The organism is Bowdeniella nasicola (assembly GCF_001907295.1).
Taxonomy (GTDB): domain Bacteria; phylum Actinomycetota; class Actinomycetes; order Actinomycetales; family Actinomycetaceae; genus Bowdeniella; species Bowdeniella nasicola.
In genome coordinates, this window is the sequence record NZ_MQVR01000052.1 from 1 (window position 1) to 18,734 (window position 18,734).

Sequence of the window (18,734 nt, forward strand, 5' to 3'; positions counted from 1 at the left end):
GGTAACCCCGATTCTTGAGGGCCTCGATCCCTATCGCACTCCCGACACGCCCACCCTCGAACCCATCACCCCACGCTCAGGTCCCAAGAGCCGTTAAAGGTTAACGCCAGGTTAACGACAGCTGGGTGAAGTGCGCATATTCTCGGATCGGCCGCTTCCCTCCGCGACAAAGGTGCACGAAGCTGTGAGCCAGGACTCGCGGACAAACGAAAAACCCGCCGAGTGGCGGGTTTAGCGGGGCGCCCCGAACAGGACTCGAACCTGCGACCTTCTGCTCCGGAGGCAGACGCTCTATCCGCTGAGCTATCGGGGCCGGGTGCACGCTTACGTGCGCGGTTTCCATCTTAACCACGCGAGCATGGCTTAGAGAAACTGGCGACTGTGACTTATGCCGTCACAGGAAGTTCGTCGTCCACATCCCCCGGCGCGCAGGCTTTGATGCCCGCTACCGCGAGGGCGATCGCGAGCGCCGCTAGCGTGATGAGGGGTGCGCGCCAGCCGCCGGTGATATCGACGAGGACGCCGATGACGAAGGGGCCAAGGCCCGCGGCGAAGTAGCCGATCGACTGGGTGAAGCCGGACAGGCTGGTCGTGACCGCGACGTCGCGCGAGCGGATCGAGATGAGGGTAATGGCTAGCGGGAAGCAGAAGCCGGAGATGCCGAGGGCTAGGGCCCACAGCCACGGCACGCTCGTCGGGGCCAGCAGCAGGCCGCCATAGCCAACGACGAGCAGGGCGGCGAGGGCAAGGACGAGTGGGCGCTTATCGCGCAGGCGCGTGGCAAGTCCCGGCATGAGGAGGCCGCCAGGGATGCCCATGCCGGCGATGATCGTGAGCATCCAGCCGGCGCTCACCGGGTCGAGGCCGGCGTCGCGGTAAATCTGCGGAATCCAGCCGAACTGAATGTAGGCGTTCATCGACTGCAGGCCGAAGAACGCCGCGATCCAGCGGGCCTTGCGTGAGCGCGCGACCGCGCCAAGTCGGGAGGGTTGGCGGACGCCGAGGGGGACGCCACGCGGGTCCTTGCGCAGGATCACGGCGATGAGGACGGCGAGCGTGATGAGGGCGAAGGACGCCCAAAACGCGAGCGCGGACTTCCAGCCGCCGGGCAGGACCTGGGCGAGCGGTTGGCTCACGGCGGTCGGGACCGTCGCGCCGATCGCGAGGCTCGTCGTGTACAGCGCCATCATGGCGCCGATGCGGTTCGGGAAATGCTGCTTGACGAAGACGGGCGCGAGGACGTTACCCATCGCCATTCCGGACAGGCACAGCACGGTGAACGCGAAGAACAGCGGCAGCGGCAAAAACGGTCGCAGGGCAAGCCCGAGCAGGATCGCGACGGTGATGATGCCAAGGGCGCGGTGCAGGCCGAAGCGCGCGGATAGGCCCACCGCGAACAGGCCGGTCGCGGCGAAGACGAAGCCGGGCAGTGCCGTAAGGATGCCCGCGCCAGTATCCGACAGCGGCAGGCCGGCCTGGATCTCGGCGAGCAGCGGCCCGATCGAGGTGGCGCCGGCGCGCAGGTTCAGGGCGAGCAGGGCGACGGCGGCGAGCAGCAGCCACGCATAGGCGCCCTTGGGCGAGCGCGGGAAGAAGCCGCGACCCTCCCCCGGTGTGGCGGTCATCGCGTGGTGCCCGCGCCGTCGGGGCCGATCACCTCAAGTGCGTGCGCGGGGCGGTCGGTGACGATGCCGTCGACGCCGAGGTTCAGCAGGCGACGCATCTGGGGCGCGTCGTCGACGGTCCAGACGTGGACCTGCATGTTCAGGGCGTGGCAGAGGTCGACGAATTTGCGTGTCGTCACGGGGATGCCGCGGAATGCTGCGGGAACCTGCGCGGCGATCGCGGCGGCGATGGCCGGGATGCGGCGGGCGCGCGCGACGGCGGCACGCTCGGGCAGGACCGAGAGCGAGACGAGGCGGGCCGTGGCTTCCTGACCGATCGAGACCGCGACGTGCGGGTTGACGTCGCGGATTAGCGCGAGCCTGCGATCGGAAAACGACGCCAGACACATGCGGTCGGTGTAATAGCGCGCTAGGCGCGCGAGCGGGCCCGCGACGGCGTTGGACTTGGCGTCGATATTGAAGTGCAGCTCGGGAAACGCGTCGAGCGCGTCGATAAGTCGGACGGGCGGATCCCCGGCCGTATCGCGCATGCGCGAGATCTCGCTCCACGTCAGTTGGGAGATGAGGCCGCTTCCGGTAAGGGTGCGGTCGACCGTCGGGTCATGCGACAAGATGATCTGGCCGTCGGCGGTGATATGCGCGTCGGTCTCGAGGTAGCGCAGCCCGAGGTCGCGAGTATGGGACAGAGCCGTCCAGGAGTTTTCTGGCGCTTCCCGCCCGCCGCCGCGGTGGGCGAAGATGATGGGCGGCTGGCTCAGATAGGGGTGGCTCACAGTTGGCAGATTAGCAGGCGCCGGGGTTGACGGCCCCGACCTGCTTCAGCCACGGCAGCGGGTCGACGGTCTGCATGTTCGGTCCGGTGTGGACCTCGAAGTGCAGGTGCGGCCCGGTCGAGTTGCCGTAGTTGCCGACGCCGCCGATGACGTCGCCGGCCTTGACCTTCTGGCCCTCGCTCACGTACACGCCGTTGCGGAACATGTGCACGTACCAGGTCTGGACCTTCTGGCCGTTGATCTCGTGCTCGATGATGACGAGCATCGAGGAGCGTCCCTGGATGCCGTTACCCGCGTGGATAACCGTGCCATCGGCGACGGCGTGGATCGGCGTGCCGACGGGGGCGGCCATGTCGGTGCCCTCGTGCTTGGAGACGGTGCCGAAGATCGGGTGGACGCGGGTGCCATAGGGCGAGGTGTTGCGGTAGCTGCCGGCGGTCATCGGCATGACGACGGAGCGCTCGACCTTCTTTTGCAGCGCGGACCGCAGACCGGAGGCACCTTCGATGGGGGTCTCGCACGCGCCGATGGTGCGATCGAGGGTGCGTGAGGCGCTCAGCGTGGTCGCGCGCGTCGCGGCGACGGGGTCTTCCTGCAGGGAGGACGGCACCGCGGCGGTGCCTTCGGCTTCGTTAGAGACGACCGCCTCGGCGAATCCGGACACGGCGGGCACGATGTGCGACGTCGTCGGTTCGATATTGGGCAGTGCCTGCGCGGTTGCACCCTCCTGGCTACCGATAAAACCGGTCAGCGGAGCAGCGATCGTCAGGGCGCCAAGAGACGCCGCGATCGCGAGCCGGGGGGCCAGGACCGTACGCTTCTTGGGCTGCGCAAGACGCAGCTCGCGGCGCGTCAGGACAGGCAGCGTCGCGGTCTGATCCGTCGTATCAGGAGCGGCAGACTTTTCTGCCTCGTCGCTGGCAACGGCATCCGCAATTTTGGCGAGCGTGGCACGCTTGCGCTCACGGATCTGGCGTCGGGTCAACGGCGTAGCACCGTTGTCGTGCGCGCAGATGGTCATAAGAGGGTGTCCTTCAGGAGGGGTTCGGGAACAGGGCCACTTGTGACAAAACCGTAACCTATTTAGCTACGTGGGTCTATGACCTTGGTCTGCCTGTGGGCACACTCACCAGGCAGATCGTCAGGAATCGACGTATCGATGCGGCTCTCGCTGCATGACATCGCGGACCTCGCCGACGAGTTCTTCGAGGATGTCTTCGAGGAAGACGACGCCCAGGTCCTCGTCGGCATCGTTATAGACGCGTGCCAAGTGCGCACCCGTGACCTGCATCGTGCGCAGCGCTTCTTCGACCTGATCGTCGGGTTTGACGCGGGCGAGGGCGCGGATGCGCCAGCTGGCGATGGGGCGGGTACGCTCGAACGCGTCGGCGTAGAGCACATCCTTAATGTGCAGGTAGCCGATGAGGTCACCGTCGTCGTCGGCGACGGGGAAGCGCGAAAAGCCCGTGCGGGTCACTTCGGCTTCGACGTCGGCCGGTGAGCAGCCGCGACGCAGTACGACGAGGTCGTCGAGCGGCACCATGACGTCGCCCGCGTCCTCTTCGGAAAACTCCAGCGCGCCGGACAGCAGCCCGAGGTCGTCTTCGAGGACGCCTTCGGCCTGGCTGCGCTCGACGATCGAGGCGACTTCTTCCGCGGTGAATGCGGAGGCGACCTCGTCCTTGGGTTCGACCCCGAGCATGCGCAGCACGAGGTTCGCGACGCCGTTGAGGGCGACGAGGATCGGGTGGATCGGCTTGGAGATCCACACGAGCGGCGGGCCGAAGATGAGCGCCGCCTTTTCCGGGGAGGCGATCGCGAGGTTCTTCGGGACCATCTCGCCGACGACGACGTGCAGGTAGACGACGATCGTGAGCGCGAGCGCGAAGCCGACGACGTGGCTCGCCTGCGCGGGCAGGCCGGCGCTCATGAGCGGGGCTTCGACGGCGCGCGCGATCGCGGGTTCGGCGACCGCGCCGATGCCGACGGAGCAGATCGTGATGCCGAGCTGGGCGGTGGCGAGCATGTCGGTGACGTGTTCGAGCGCCCACACGACGGTACGTGCGCCCGCGCGCCCGGAGGCGACGAGTGGCTCCATCTGGGAGCGGCGCACGGACATGATCGCGAATTCGGCGCCGACGAAGAAGGCGTTGAGGGCAAGCAGCAGCAGGCCGATGAGGAGGGCGGCAGACGAACTCATCGCTCCCCTCCCTCGGTCAGCATGCCGGCGGGGCCTGCGGCCTGGTCGGGCGAGGTCGACCAGACGCGGATGCGGTCGACGCGTCGGCCATCCATCCGTTCGACGGCGAGCATGACGTCGCCGACCTGGACGGTGTCCCCGAGCGCGGGGATGCGCGCAAGGCGGTCCATGATGAGGCCGCCGAGCGTTTCGTACGGCCCGTCGTCGGGTACCCGCAGGTTCGCCTGCGCGGCGAGCTCATCGGGGCGCAGGACGCCAGGCACCATCCACACGCCGCCCTTGAGCGAGCGGGCGCCCTGGCGGCGGCGGTCGTGTTCGTCGGCGACGTCCCCGACGATCTCCTCGACGACGTCTTCGAGCGTGACGATGCCCGAGGAGCCGCCGTATTCGTCGACGACGACGGCCATCTGCAGGCCCTCGGCGCGCAGGTCGAGCAGCAGCGGACCAAGCGGCATGGTCTCGGGCACGCGCGGTGCCTCGGCCATGAGAGAGGAGGAGACGACGGGGACCTCCGCGCGGCGGTCGTAGGGTACGGCGATCGCGCGGCGCAGGTGGACGAAGCCGAGGACATCGTCCATGGAGCCGTCGACGACGGGGAAGCGCGAATGGCCGGTGGCGCGCGCGAGTTCGACGACGTCGGCGGCGCTCTGGTCGCGGTCGAGGGTGTGAACGCGGCCGCGGTCGGTCATGACGTCGATCGCCTGCAGCGCGCCGATGCCGATCGAGCGGGTTAGCAGGTTGGCGGTGCCGACGTCGAGGGTGCCTTCGTCGGCGCTATGCCGCACGAGGGCCGCGAGCTCGGAGGCCGAGCGTGCTCCGGATAGCTCCTCGCTCGGCTCGACGTGGAACCACGACAGGATCCGGTTGGCGGACCCGTTGAGCAAGACGATGAGCGGGCGGAAGACGGTCGTGAACACGCTTTGCAGTGGTGCGACCCAGCCCGCGGCCTTCAGGGGGTCGGCGAGCGAGAGGTTCTTCGGGATGAGTTCGCCAAAGAGCATCGAAAACGCGTTGACGAGGATGAACGCGAGCGCCACGGCAACCCCCGTGGCGGCGGTCGTCCCGAGGAACGTTCCGACGACGGGGGTTAGCAGGCGCACGAGCGCGACCTGCGTCGTATACCCGAGCAGGATCGTCGTGAGCGTGATGCCGACCTGCGCGCCGGACAGGTGCGTTGAGAGGTACTTGAGTTCGTTTGCGACGGCGGCGGCGCGCTTATCGCACGCAGCGGCCCGCCGCTCGACAGTCGAGGGGTCGAGGGCCACGAGAGAGAACTCGGCGGCAACGAAAATGGCGGTCCCGGCGGTGAGCAGGACGCCTAGCAGGATCATGACCCAGTCCACCGGGCCTCCTTCGGATGAGGCAGCGGCGAGCTGGGCCTGGGACTTCGAGGGGTATCCGTCGAATTAGTCATGATGGGACCTAGTGTACGGGCAGCGCAGACCTGCTCCAATTGATACCTCACCATGACCAGTTTTGACCCGAGCATTGAAACTCCCTCGCCGCAGTGTTGACACCCTTTTTACCCGATGATGACGCGGAAAACCTAGAACGTGTTTCGTGTTCCTTTCTCTGGGTATTTCGTCCCATGTCGACCGTTTGTCGCCTATGGTTAAAAGGCGTTGTCCACACAGTGTGAAAGAGGGCGAAACCCCAAGTGTCCACCGAAGAACACCCCGACGATCTAGCGTCCAACTTTGGCGCAAACGAATGGCTGATCGACGAGCTTTACGAAAAGTACCAAGCCGATCCGTCCAGCGTCGAACAGTCCTGGCGCGATTTCTTCGCTAAGCGAGAGGGCGGTGACACTCCTAGCCCCGACGCGACGGACACGCCCGCAGCTTCCGAGCCGAAGGCCGATGAGGAGCCGAAGGCTGAACCCAAGGCCGCCAAGTCGGAACCGGCTCCCGCGCCGAAGCAGGCCGAGTCAGAATCGACGGAGAGCGTCTCGCACGTCGACCCCCGACAGCTGATCTCCGAGGCCGCGGACTTCCACGACCGCGGTCTGCCGCCGGTTAAGGCCCAGGCCCCCACCTCCATTTACGCCCAGAGCTACGGCGAGGTCGACGAAGACGATGCCGCCCCGCTCGAGGACCAGGTCGACAAGCTGCGCGGCCCAGCCGCCCGCGTCGTCACCAACATGGAGACGTCGCTCGAGATCCCGACGGCGACGTCGGTGCGCTCGGTCCCGGCGAAGCTCCTGATCGAAAACCGCCTCCTCATTAACTCCCACCTGTCGCGCACGCGCGGTGGCAAGGTCTCCTTCACCCACCTCATTGGCTTCGCGCTCATCGAGGCGCTCGCCGAGGTCCCGGAGCTCAACGCCGCCTATGACGAGCTCGACGGCAAGCCGGCCGTCAAGCATCCGGCGCACGTCAACCTCGGGCTCGCGATCGACATGCCGAAGCCCGATGGCACCCGCCAGCTGCTCGTCCCGTCGATCAAGCAATCCGATCAGATGGACTTCGCACAGTTCTGGGCCGCCTACGACGACATCGTGCGCAAGGCTCGCAACAACAAGCTCACCGTCGATGACTTCATGGGCACGACGATCACGCTGACGAACCCCGGCACGATCGGCACTCAGTTCTCGATCGCCCGCCTCATGAAGGGCCAGGGCGCGATCATCGGCGTCGGCGCGATGGACTACCCCGCCGAATACCAGGGCGCCTCCGCCAAGACGATCGCGCGCATCGGCGTCTCCAAGATCCTGTCGCTGTCGTCAACCTATGACCACCGCGTCATCCAGGGCGCGGCCTCCGGCGAGCTGCTCAAGGTCCTGTCCACCAAACTCACCGGCCAGGACGGCTTCTACGACCGCGTCTTCTCCTCGCTGCGCATGCCCTATGCGCCGGTGCGCTGGCAGCGCGACGTCGAATTCGACACCAAGCGCGAGCTCAGCAAGTCCGCCCGCATCGCCGAGATGATCCACGCGTTCCGCTCCCGCGGGCACCTGCAGGCCGATACCGACCCGCTCGCCTCGCGCCAGCGCCGCTTCCACGATCTCGACTTCACCAACCACGGCCTCACGCTGTGGGACCTCGACCGCACGTTCCCGACAGGCGGCTTCGCGGGCACCGACGCGCTGACGCTGCGCGAGATCCTCGAGCAGCTGCGCGACGCCTACTGCCGCAACGTCGGCATCGAGTACATGCACCTGCAGGATCCGGCCCAGCGCGCCTGGTTCCAAGAGCGCCTGGAGCGTCCGTTCCAGAAGGCGACGAACGAAGAGCAGCTGCAGATCCTGTACAAGCTCAACGAGGCCGAAGCCTTCGAGACGTTCTTGCAGACGAAGTTCGTCGGTCAAAAGCGCTTCTCGCTCGAGGGCGGCGAATCGCTCATCCCGATGCTCGACGTCATCCTCACCTCCGCCGCGCGCGAGGGCCTGGACGACGTCGCGATCGGCATGGCCCACCGCGGCCGCCTCAACGTGCTCGCGAATATCGCCGGCAAGTCCTACGCCCAGATCTTCGACGAGTTTGAAGGCAACATGGACCCGCGCACCGTCGAGGGTTCGGGCGACGTGAAGTACCACCTCGGTACGGAGGGCACGTACACGACGGCGACCGGCGAGCACACGAACGTCTACCTTGCCGCGAACCCCTCGCACCTGGAGACCGTCAACGGCGTCCTCGAGGGCATTGTGCGCGCCAAGCAGGACCGCATCGACCTTGGCCACAAGGGCTTTTCCGTCCTGCCGATCCTCGTGCACGGCGACGCGGCCTTCGCGGGCCAGGGCGTCGTCCAGGAGACGCTGAACCTGTCCCAGCTGCGCGGCTACCGCACCGGCGGCACGATGCACATCATCGTGAACAACCAGATCGGCTTCACCACCGGTCCGGCCTCCTCGCGCTCCTCGCAGTACTGCACGGACATCGTCAAGGGCCTGCAGATCCCCGTCTTCCACGTCAACGGCGATGACCCGGAGGCCGTCGCCCGCGTCGCAAAGCTCGCCTACGACTACCGCCAGGAATTCAACAAGGACGTCGTCATCGACCTCGTGTGCTACCGCCGCCGCGGCCACAACGAGGGCGACGATCCGTCGATGACGCAGCCGGTCATGTACTCGCTGATCGACAACAAGGCCTCGGTGCGCCAGCTCTACCAAGAGGCCCTCATCGGTCGAGGTGACATCTCCAACGAGCAGGCCGAACAGGCGCTCGAAGACTTTAGGCACCAGCTGGAAGAGGCCTTCTCCTCCACCAAGGACGAATCCGGCCATCGCAAGGTCGATACGGGCGAAGGCAGCGAGGCTGTCAGCGCCGAATCGGACTCCGTCGCGGGCCTCGAGCTGCCGAGCTCGCAGCAGGAGGACGCGGGCGTCATGGTCGGCTGGACCACCGCCGTCTCCGAGGCGATGGTCGAGCGCATCGGCCAGGCGCACCTGCGCGCCCCCGAGGGCTTCACCGTCCACCCGAAGCTGCAAAAGCTCCTCGAGCGCCGCGCCCAGATGACCAAGGAAGGCGGCATCGACTGGGGCATGGGTGAACTGCTTGCCTTCGGCTCGCTCCTCATCGAGGGCGTGCCCGTGCGCCTCACCGGTCAGGACTCGCGCCGCGGCACGTTCACGCAGCGCCACGCGACGCTCCACGACTACGAGACAGGCGCCGAGTGGACCCCGCTGCAGTACCTCACCGAGGACCAGGGCAAGTTCTGGGTCTACGACTCCTCGCTGTCCGAATACGTCGTGCTCGCCTACGAGTACGGCTACAGCGTCGAGCGTCCCGATGCCCTCGTGCTGTGGGAGGCGCAGTTCGGCGACTTCGCGAACGGCGCCCAGATCGTGATCGACGAGTTCGTCTCCTCCTCGGAGCAGAAGTGGGGCCAGCGCTCCTCCGTTGTCATGCTGTTGCCGCACGGCTATGAGGGCCAGGGACCGGACCACTCCTCGGGCCGCATCGAGCGCTTCTTGCAGCTGTGCGCCGAGGACAATATGATCGTCGCCCAGCCGTCGACCCCGGCGAACCACTTCCACCTGCTGCGTCGCCAGGCCTATGTCCGGCCGCGTAAGCCGCTCATCGTGTTCTCCCCCAAGCAGCTGCTGCGCCTGAAGGCCGCGGCCTCGCAGCTGGAGGACTTCACCTCGGGCGAGTTCCAGCCGGTGATCCCCGATACGTCGGGGGCCAGCAACGTCGAGCGCGTGCTGCTGTGCTCCGGACGGCTCTACTACGATCTGGCCGCGCGGCGCGACAAGCGCGGCGATACGTCCACCGCGATCGTGCGCCTCGAGCAGCTCTACCCGCTGCCCGTCGAGGAACTGCAGGCCGAGCTCGCCAAGTACGGCAATGCCGAACTCGTGTGGGTCCAGGACGAGCCCGAAAACCAGGGCCCGTGGTACCACATCGCGATGCAGCTCGGCCCGCAGCTGGATCGCCGCCTGCGCGTCATCTCCCGCCCGGCGGCCGCCTCGCCGTCGGCCGGCACGATGAAGCTGCACAAGTCGCAGGCGGAGGAGATCTTCGTCGCCGCATTCGACCGGTAACGGTTACGCCCACATCGGGCAACGCACGGGAGGACCGGCAGCCTAGCTGTCGGTCCTCCCTCTTTTTTGTGCCTCTGTGCGTTTTCGTTGTTTGTTGTCCGAATTCTTTGCGACAGCGAGTGTGACCCTGCTAACCTTCTTCAGATACCACTCCCCTCCCAGGGTGTTACCGCCGCGTGTGGGCATGACCGGGAAGTCGGGCGAATGCGCCCAATGACCGAGCGGAACCTCTCTCCGCCCTATCCACGACGCGCCTTCGGGCGTCGTCACAGACGAAGGAGTCTCGTGCGCCGATTACGCACACGCATCGCAGCCCTCGCTGCGCTGACATTAATGTTAACAACCGCCATGTTCACCACTGCCGCGATGGCCGACGAACCCGCAAAGAACGTCGCGCTCGCGTCCGAAGGGGCAACCCCGCGCGCCTCCGGACAGGAAGTTGCCGGACAGTGGGGACCTGACAAGCTGAACGACGGAGTCGTCAATCCCGGGGCCGCCAAGCCCACCCAGTCGCGCTGGTCGTCCCCGACGAAGGACAATGAGCACGCGACAATCACGTTCGCGCAAGCGCACAAACTCGATCACATCAACGTGGTCTGGGAGTCCGCCTGTGCTCCGACGTTCTCGATCCTCGGTTCGACCGATGGCACGACGTTCGACAAGCCGATCGTCGATAAGGGCACGCGTGAGTGCGTCGAGCCGCTAGGCGAAGCCGATCCGCAGACCTATGCGATTCCTGCTGAACTGAAGAACGAGGCGTTCAAGGCCATCCGCGTCGTCGGGCACGAACGTCGCCCCATCGGCGGCGTGAAGTATGGCTTTTCCATCTGGGAGATCGAAGCCTGGACCGGCGCCGAGCCGACTCCCCCGCCGCCGCCCGCGAACCCCGTCGCGCTCGTGCCGCTGCCGTCCTCGGTGACGCCGCACGCGGAGGCCGACCCTTTCACCCTCACCCCCGATGCGAAGATCGTCGCCCCGGGCGAAGCCCGCCAGGCCGGCGAATTCCTCGCGACAATCATGCGCGCATCAACCGGCTACGCGCTGCCTGTCGTCGACTCGGGAGACACGGCCGGCAACATCGTCCTTTCTGTCACCGCCGATGCGAAAACCCCGGAAGGGTATGCGCTAAAGGTCTCGTCCGACGGCATCACCGCGACTGGTAACAGCGCGCACGGCGTCTTCAACGCCGTGCAGACCATCCGTCAGTTGTTCCCCGCGATGCTGGAGTCTAAGCATGAGGTGAATGCCGAGTGGATCGCAGCCGCCGTCGATATCACCGACGCCCCGCGCTTCGCGCACCGCGGCGTCCAACTCGACCCGGCTCGCTCCTTTGTCACCGTCGCCGAGGTCAAGAAGGTCATCGACACGATGGCGGCCTACAAGCTCAATAGGCTCCATCTGCACCTGGCCGATGACCAGGGCTGGCGCATCGAGATCACCAACGACGGACGCGTCGCGGGCGATGACATCGACTACACGCGACTCACCTCGATCTCCGGGCAGACCGCAATGAACGCCCACGGCGGTCAGATCGGCCACTCCGAACTCGGGCGAACCGGCTACTACACCCAGGCCGACTACAAGGAGATCGTGAAATACGCGGCAGACCGCCACGTCACGGTGATCCCCGAGATCGACGTGCCCGGTCACACCAACGCGGCCCTGCACGCGATCCCGCAGCTGAACACCGCGGGTGCCTCCCATCAGGGCACGCCCGAGCAGCCGACGGCCCCGGCCAACGGCACGGGTTCGGTCGGATACTCCTATCTCGACCCGGACTCCGAAGTCTCTTTCACGTTCCTCACCCACGTCTTTAAGCAGATCGCGGCGATGACTCCCGGCGAGTTCATCCACATGGGTGGCGACGAGTCCCACGACATGACGCGCCGTCACGGCCACGCGAAGTACGCGGGCTTCCTCGACCGCGTCGTCACGATCCTGCATGACCTCGGCAAGAAGCCGATCGGGTGGAACGAGGTCCACGAGGCGAACCTGAAGCCCGGCGACACGATCCAGTACTGGGTCGGCGATCCCGCCCCCGTGCGCGCCGCGGTGAAGGACAAGGGCGCCAGGCTCATCGTCTCGCTGTCGACGCAGGGCGCCTACCTGGATCAAAAGTACAACGCGAAGACGCCCTACGGCCTGAGCTGGGCTCGCACCGGCGATTTCGACGTCTTCTACAGCTGGGATCCGAAGGCTGCCGTCAACCTGAGCGACGACACGATCCGCGGCGTCGAGGCCCCGATGTGGTCCGAGGCGATCCGCGGCGGCGACCAGGTCGAGTTCATGGCGTTCATGCGCTCGATATCCATCGCGGAGATGGGCTGGACCGCCCAGAACCAGCGCGACGTCAACGATTTCAAGCAACGCATGGCCTACCAGGGTCCGCGCCTGACCGCGAATAACGTGCAGTTCTTCGACGGCCCGACGACGACGTGGCAGACCTCGCTCGCGGGGACGAACTCGAGCGCGAAGCCCGGCAAGGCTTCGACGTTCAACGTCGCCCTGCTGTCCGCCCCCGGCACGGTGACCGATGGGAAGACGATCTCGCCCGATACCCGCAACGATAAGGTCAATACGCCCTCGAAGTCCGTCATTGGCGCGGGCTCCGAGGTGACCGTCGACTGGGGCGATGGCACGCAAAGCGCCGCGACGGTAGAAACCAACCTGCCGCGCAGCGCGTTCAACTCCGCGGGCCTGTACTACCTGACCGGCAAGCACGCCTACGCCAAGGCCGGCACGTACGATGCGACCGTCACCGTCGGTTCGCTCACGACGAAGCTGACGATCACCGTCGGCGCCGACCAGGCCGATCCGAAGCCGCTGCGTCCCGCGTGGGACTCCTCGGCCAAGCCGGTGGTCTCCGTCGAGCGTGACGTCGTGCGCGCAGGCGACCGCGATCCGCTAAGCGCCTCGGGCTTCGAGCCGAATGTCCGCGCCGATATCTTCCTCGGGGAGACAAAGCTCGGCCAGCTGCGGCCCGATGCCGACGGCACGCGCGACTTCGCGATCCAGATCCCGCCGGGTACGCCCCCAGGCAAATACCCGCTGCGGGTGGTCCAGGGTGAACGCAGCGCGAGCACCGAGATCATCGTGTTCTCCGATAGCGCCCAGCTGCCCCACCCGATCGCGCAGGATGCCCTGTCGATCGCAGGATTCAGCTCGCAAGCCGACAACGAGACGCCTCCAAACGGCCTTGCCACCGCAGCGATCGACGGCAAGAAGGACACCTTCTGGCACTCGCGCTGGCAGGCCCCCGCGGCCAAGGCTCCGCACTACCTCGACATCAAGCTGCCGAGCACCTGCCAGGTGCTCGGCGTCGAGCACACGCCGCGCGCCGACAGTGCAAACGGGCGGGTCAAGGACTACGCGGTCTACGTCTCTGCCGATGGCGCGACGTGGTCGGATCCGGTCGTGACCGGCTCCCTGCCGTCGACGAATGCCCCCACGGTCATCCCGATCAAGCCGACTGCGGGTTCCTTCGTCCGCTTTGAGATGACGTCGAACCATGCCGGGAACGATTTCGCGACCATCGGCGAGCTGCGTATCGGCGGCTTGTGCGATGGCCAGGAGGCCGCATCGGTGAGTGCGACGAGCGCCGCCGGTTCGATCACGGCATCCGAAATTGCCCCCGCCAAGACGCCGCTGAAGGTCACCGCGGGTGAGGAGATTACCCTCGCTGGTTCCCACTTCAACGATGCCCCCGTGCTGGTGTGGGATACCTCCGGTGCCAAGCCGGTGCTGGTCGCTTCCCCGACGGCCGCCAACGGTGCCTACCAGGTAATCGCGAAGGTCCCGGCCGACGTGTCCGAAGGTGACACATTGACCTGGCGGGTGACGCAGACAGGTATTGGCACGATCGAGCTCCCCCTCGAGGTCGTCAAGAAGTCCGTCGACCCGGAGCCGAGCCCGACCCCGGACCCGACCGAGGAGCCGAGCCCGACCCCGGACCCGACTGACGAGCCAACGGCAGCGCCGACGGGCGAGCCGACCACGCCGGCTCCGTCGGCCTCGGCGAAGCCGTCACCGTCGCTGCCGATTACGGGCAGCGATGCGGGCTGGGCGCTCGCGCTTGTGACCATGCTCGCAGGCGCTGGCCTCACCCTCGTGCTACGCGCACGTCGGATGAGCTAGCACCTCACTGCGCAGCGCGACGGGGAGCCGGTTACCGTACAGGTATCCGGCTCCCCTGCCATATGCCTGACATACGGCACAATGGATGGGACGGAAGGGAGCGGTTATGCGTATCGTGGTCATCGGAGATGAAATCGCGGCCGGGCTTGGAGACGCCCGCTATCTCGGCTGGGTGGGACGTGTTATGGCCCGCAGTCAGTTTCCCGAACCGGCCTACATTGCAAACCTCTCGTTGCCCGCCATTGACTCGACTCAACTAGCACGCGGCTGGCGCTCCGAGGCGGAACGCCGCTTCAGCCACCGCGAGGAAACCCGGCTCGTTGTGGGACTTGGAATCGGTGACCTCAGGTCCGGTCTTTCGGCAGCCCGCTCCCGTTTAAACCTCGCCAACATTCTTGACAGCGCCGCCGAATCCCACATTCCTACTTTCGTTGTGGGCCCGCCGCCGCTGACCGCTCCCGGCGATATTTCCGAGCTATCCGCGGCCTACTCCAATGTTTGTCAGCGACGTTCCATACCTTATGTCCACGCCTATGGGCCGCTGTCAGCGCATGAGCAGTGGCACGCAGACATCGCCCAGTTCGACGGGAAGCACCCGGGGCAAATCGGCTACGGCCTGCTTGCCTGGCTTGTTCTGAACCAGGGGTGGGAGTCCTGGATCATGCCACGTGAATAGTTACTAATCCAGCTTCAGTACACGTCGAAGTGAACCATACTCATCGTCGCGAACTCCACGTCGGTCAGACTGCTCCATGCTGCGCCTGCTCTTTGGCGCGCCCGGTGAAATCATCGGGTTCCTGCCTGTGAGTTCTTTCAACCATCCCATCAATAAGGCAACGGGGAGGAAAGGAAGTCACGAATAAGTACGCGGGCGCGTATGAGAAGACGTCGAAGAAGAACTGTGGCCGGTTGCTTGACGAAATCGTCGCTGCCTTAGCCGGCTACCTGGGGGATTCATCAGCCGGAGCGAATCCTCGGTCAACACAATGACCGTCCCTGGGCCTTCCGTCCCGCGAAAACCGACCTGCTGCGCGACACGATGGAAGCCAGATTCGTATTCCCAGTGCATGGAGGCCGCATGTCGCTCACGCCGGTGACTCACTCTCTCGCGGACCTCGCCCGGCCGCTCGCCACACTCGCGGCGATGTACCTCGCAGAACCCAGCGATAACCAGATCGCTTACCTGCGAAATCCCGACCTCACCTCCCGCTGGCCCCTAAGCGGACCGATCTTTCAGCGCGGTGCCGCCCTCGTCGTCGAATCTGCGCTCGCTCGCGAGACGCGCGAGAAGATCTGCTCGGACTACCACCGCCAGCTCGCGCCTGAGATCAAACTCAGCGCCCAGCCGCTGGCTCGCCAACACCTCGATCTCACATTAGATGAGCTTGTCACGACGTTCAGTTCGCACGACGCACTGATCGACACCAATCTTCCGGCCGATCACCTAGGCGTTATTCTGTCCGCGATAGCCACGTTAGCCGGGGGTAACAGGGATCGCGTCGCACGCGCTTGGAGCCACCAGTACCTAGGAACCTGGGCAGCCGAGGCATGCGAGCAAATGGCGCTGCGCAGCGCCACAATGTTCTATCAGGGCGTCTTCACCCTCACCGCAGCGCTCATCGAAGACCTCATCTCCGAGACTAGGTGAGGGCGCTCACCTTCGCCCACGCCATCCGCGTGATACGTCCCTAACCCGATAGGCTGGCTCCAGTCGGGCTGCCCTGTTCGGCCCGCACATGTGTATCCATTAAAGGAGCCATCCGATGACCAACCTGACCGACCGGCTGGGCGCCCAGGTGCGCACCGCCGCCGGCCGCACCCCCGAAGCCTCCACCGATATGGAGTTCTGGACGGGTCTGTCCGCAGCGGTAATCGAGCTGATCGCCGATAACTGGGAAAAGACCGCTGTCGCATACAGCGCAGGCCGTCAGCAGCATTATTTCTCTGCCGAGTTCCTCATGGGACGGGCGATGCTGAACAACCTCACCAACCTCGGCCTCGTGGACGACGCAAAACGCGCCGTAAAGAGCTTCGGTAAGAACCTCACAGACATTCTCGAATCCGAACACGACGCAGCGCTCGGTAACGGTGGCCTCGGCCGTCTCGCCGCCTGCTTCCTCGATTCGTGCGCCACCCAGAACCTGCCCGTCACAGGCTACGGCATCCTGTACCGCTACGGCCTGTTCAAGCAGTCCTTCGCCGACGGTTTCCAGCAGGAACACCCCGACCCGTGGATGGAAGAGGGTTACCCCTTCGTCATCCGTCGCGAGGAAGAACAGCGCATCGTCCCGTTCGCGGATATGACCGTGCGCGCCATCCCCTACGACATGCCGATCACCGGCTACGGCACCAAGAACGTCGGGACTCTGCGGCTGTGGAAGTCGGAGCCGATGGAAGAGTTCGACTACGACGCGTTCAACTCCCAGCGCTTCACCGACGCGATCGTCGAGCGCGAGCGCGTCAATGACCTGTGCCGCGTGCTGTACCCGAACGACACCACCTACGAGGGCAAGGTCCTGCGCGTCCGCCAGCAGTACTTCTTCGTGTCCGCGTCTTTGCAGGCGATGGTCGATAACTACGTCGCCCACCACGGCACCGACATGTCGGACTTCGCGAAGTACAACTGCATCCAGCTCAACGACACCCACCCGGTGCTCGCGATCCCCGAGCTTATGCGACTGCTCCTCGATGAGCACGACATGACGTGGGAGGCCGCCTGGGAGATCGTCACGCAGACCTTCGCGTACACGAACCACACGGTCCTCGCTGAGGCGCTGGAGACGTGGGAGTATTCGATCTTCGAAAAGATCTTCCCGCGCATCCTCGACATCGTCAAAGAGATCGACCGCCGCTTCCGCGTCGAACTCGAAGCCGCCGGCTATGACCACGGCAAGGTCGAATACATGGCGCCGATCAAAAACGGCCGCATCCACATGGCGTGGATCGCCTGCTACGCCGCCTACTCCATCAACGGCGTCGCCGCGCTGCACACCGAGATCATCAAGTCGGAGACGCTGCACGACTGGCATGAGATCTGGCCCGAGAAGTTCAACAACAAGACCAACGGCGTCACGCCGCGGCGGTGGCTGCAGCAGTGCAACCCGCGCCTGGCCGCGCTGCTCACCCGCCTGCTCGGATCCGACGCGTGGGTGACCGACCTCGACAAGCTCAAGGAGCTGGAAAAGTACGCCGACGATGAGTCCGTCCTGCGCGAACTCATCGAGATCAAGCACGCCAACAAGGTAGACTTCGCCCGCTGGATCGAGGCCCGCGAGGGCGTGAGCATCTCGCCGGACGCGATCTTCGACGTCCAGATCAAGCGCCTGCACGAGTACAAGCGCCAGCTCATGAACGCCCTGTACCTGCTCGACCTGTACTTCCGCATCAAGGACAACCCCGACTGGGACGTCACCCCGCGCGTCGCCGTCTTCGGCGCGAAGGCCGCCCCCGGCTATGTCCGCGCCAAGGCGATCATCAAGCTCATCAACGAGATCGCGCGCCTGGTGAACAACGATGAAGAGATCGGCGACAAGCTCAAGGTCGTCTTCGTCGAGAACTACAACGTCTCCCCCGCCGAACACATCATCCCCGCCGCGGACATCTCCGAGCAGATCTCCACGGCCGGCAAGGAGGCGTCCGGCACCGGCAACATGAAGTTCATGATGAACGGCGCGCTCACGCTCGGCACCCTCGATGGAGCCAACGTCGAGATCGTCGAAGCCGTCGGCGATGACAACGCCTACATCTTCGGCGCGAAGGTCGAAGAGCTGCCCGCGCTGCGCGAAAACTACGACCCGCGCTACGCCTACGAGAGCGTGCCCGGCTTGAAGCGCGCCCTCGATGCGCTGACCGACGGCACGCTCGATGATGACCACACGGGCATGTTCCACGACCTCGTGCGCTCCCTGCTCGAGTCCCCCGGTTACGAAAGCGCCGACGTGTACTACGTGCTCGGCGACTTCGCCTCCTTCCGCGAGACCCGCGACCAGATGGCCGAGGACTACTGCGACGAGCTCGCGTGGGCGAAGAAGTGCTGGATCAACATTACGAACTCCGGCCGCTTCTCCTCCGACCGCACCATCGCCGACTACTCGCGCGATGTGTGGAAGCTCGAAGCGACGCCGATCTAACCAGGTTCTAGAACGCCGCGGGCCGGGAGCAGTTCAAAACTGCTCCCGGCCCGTTGTTTTCATTTCTGGCCTACGGGTCGAGGTTGTCCATCCAGCCCGCTTCGAAGACCTCCGCCGCGTGCTTGGTCACCTTGCCATGCTCGAACGCGACATTGTCCCAGCTCGTCACGGCCTGGACATCGCGCGTCGAGGACGTAATGAACACTTCATCGGCGCTCTTCGCCTCCTGAACCGTGAGGTCGCGGACCTCGACGGGGCGCTCGCCGGCAGCCCCCCACCACTCGATGACGAGGCGGCAGTTGAGTCCCTCATAGTGGTGTAGCGGGGTGGTCGTGCTGGACAGCAGGGCGGTCACCGCGTGATCCTCGAGTTCATCTTCCACAACTCACT

The 18,734-nt window shown here is 65.5% G+C and carries 11 protein-coding genes and 1 tRNA gene; 5 read left to right on the forward strand and 7 right to left on the reverse strand.

Going from position 1 to position 18,734, the window contains the following annotated elements:
• Positions 1-240: 240 nt before the first annotated feature.
• From BSZ39_RS08745 to BSZ39_RS08770, 6 genes are all read right to left on the reverse strand, one after another.
• A tRNA-Arg gene (locus tag BSZ39_RS08745) sits at positions 241-313 on the reverse strand.
• Positions 314-386: 73 nt separating this feature from the next.
• Entirely contained in the window at positions 387-1,625 is a 1,239-nt protein-coding gene (locus tag BSZ39_RS08750; protein ID WP_073716961.1) for an MFS transporter, read from the reverse strand.
• The gene (locus BSZ39_RS08755; protein ID WP_158025149.1) at positions 1,622-2,398 is read right to left on the reverse strand and encodes a glycerophosphodiester phosphodiesterase family protein; all 777 of its coding nucleotides are present in this window, start codon (positions 2,396-2,398) and stop codon (positions 1,622-1,624) included. The genes BSZ39_RS08750 and BSZ39_RS08755 overlap by 4 nt, the downstream gene beginning before the upstream one ends.
• Before the next feature lie 10 nt (positions 2,399-2,408).
• Entirely contained in the window at positions 2,409-3,419 is a 1,011-nt protein-coding gene (locus tag BSZ39_RS08760) for a M23 family metallopeptidase (RefSeq protein WP_073716963.1), read from the reverse strand.
• A gap of 120 nt (positions 3,420-3,539) precedes the next feature.
• A complete protein-coding gene (locus tag BSZ39_RS08765; protein WP_073716964.1) occupies positions 3,540-4,598 on the reverse strand; it encodes a hemolysin family protein in 1,059 nt (352 codons plus the stop codon).
• Complete coding sequence (locus BSZ39_RS08770) at positions 4,595-5,929, reverse strand: hemolysin family protein (RefSeq protein WP_073716971.1); 1,335 nt, start codon at positions 5,927-5,929, stop codon at positions 4,595-4,597. The genes BSZ39_RS08765 and BSZ39_RS08770 overlap by 4 nt, the downstream gene beginning before the upstream one ends.
• Before the next feature lie 326 nt (positions 5,930-6,255).
• Here BSZ39_RS08770 and BSZ39_RS08775 point away from each other — a divergent pair, with 326 nt between their 5' ends.
• From BSZ39_RS08775 to BSZ39_RS08795, 5 genes are all read left to right on the forward strand, one after another.
• Positions 6,256-10,080 (forward strand): multifunctional oxoglutarate decarboxylase/oxoglutarate dehydrogenase thiamine pyrophosphate-binding subunit/dihydrolipoyllysine-residue succinyltransferase subunit, encoded by a 3,825-nt coding sequence (locus BSZ39_RS08775; RefSeq protein WP_073716965.1) that lies wholly within the window; start codon positions 6,256-6,258, stop codon positions 10,078-10,080.
• Between the two features lie 348 nt (positions 10,081-10,428).
• On the forward strand, positions 10,429-14,214 hold the full coding sequence (locus BSZ39_RS08780; protein WP_073716966.1) for a family 20 glycosylhydrolase: 3,786 nt from the start codon (positions 10,429-10,431) through the stop codon (positions 14,212-14,214).
• Between the two features lie 106 nt (positions 14,215-14,320).
• A complete protein-coding gene (locus tag BSZ39_RS08785; RefSeq protein ID WP_073716967.1) occupies positions 14,321-14,890 on the forward strand; it encodes a GDSL-type esterase/lipase family protein in 570 nt (189 codons plus the stop codon).
• 402 nt (positions 14,891-15,292) lie between these two features.
• Entirely contained in the window at positions 15,293-15,862 is a 570-nt protein-coding gene (locus tag BSZ39_RS08790; protein WP_073716968.1) for a hypothetical protein, read from the forward strand.
• Between the two features lie 115 nt (positions 15,863-15,977).
• Entirely contained in the window at positions 15,978-18,344 is a 2,367-nt protein-coding gene (locus tag BSZ39_RS08795; protein ID WP_073716969.1) for a glycogen/starch/alpha-glucan phosphorylase, read from the forward strand.
• 70 nt (positions 18,345-18,414) lie between these two features.
• Here the strand turns inward: BSZ39_RS08795 and BSZ39_RS08800 are convergent, their stop codons facing one another.
• Positions 18,415-18,699, reverse strand: coding sequence for an aminotransferase class IV (locus BSZ39_RS08800; protein WP_143180459.1), 285 nt, complete (start codon positions 18,697-18,699; stop codon positions 18,415-18,417).
• Positions 18,700-18,734 lie beyond the last annotated feature (35 nt).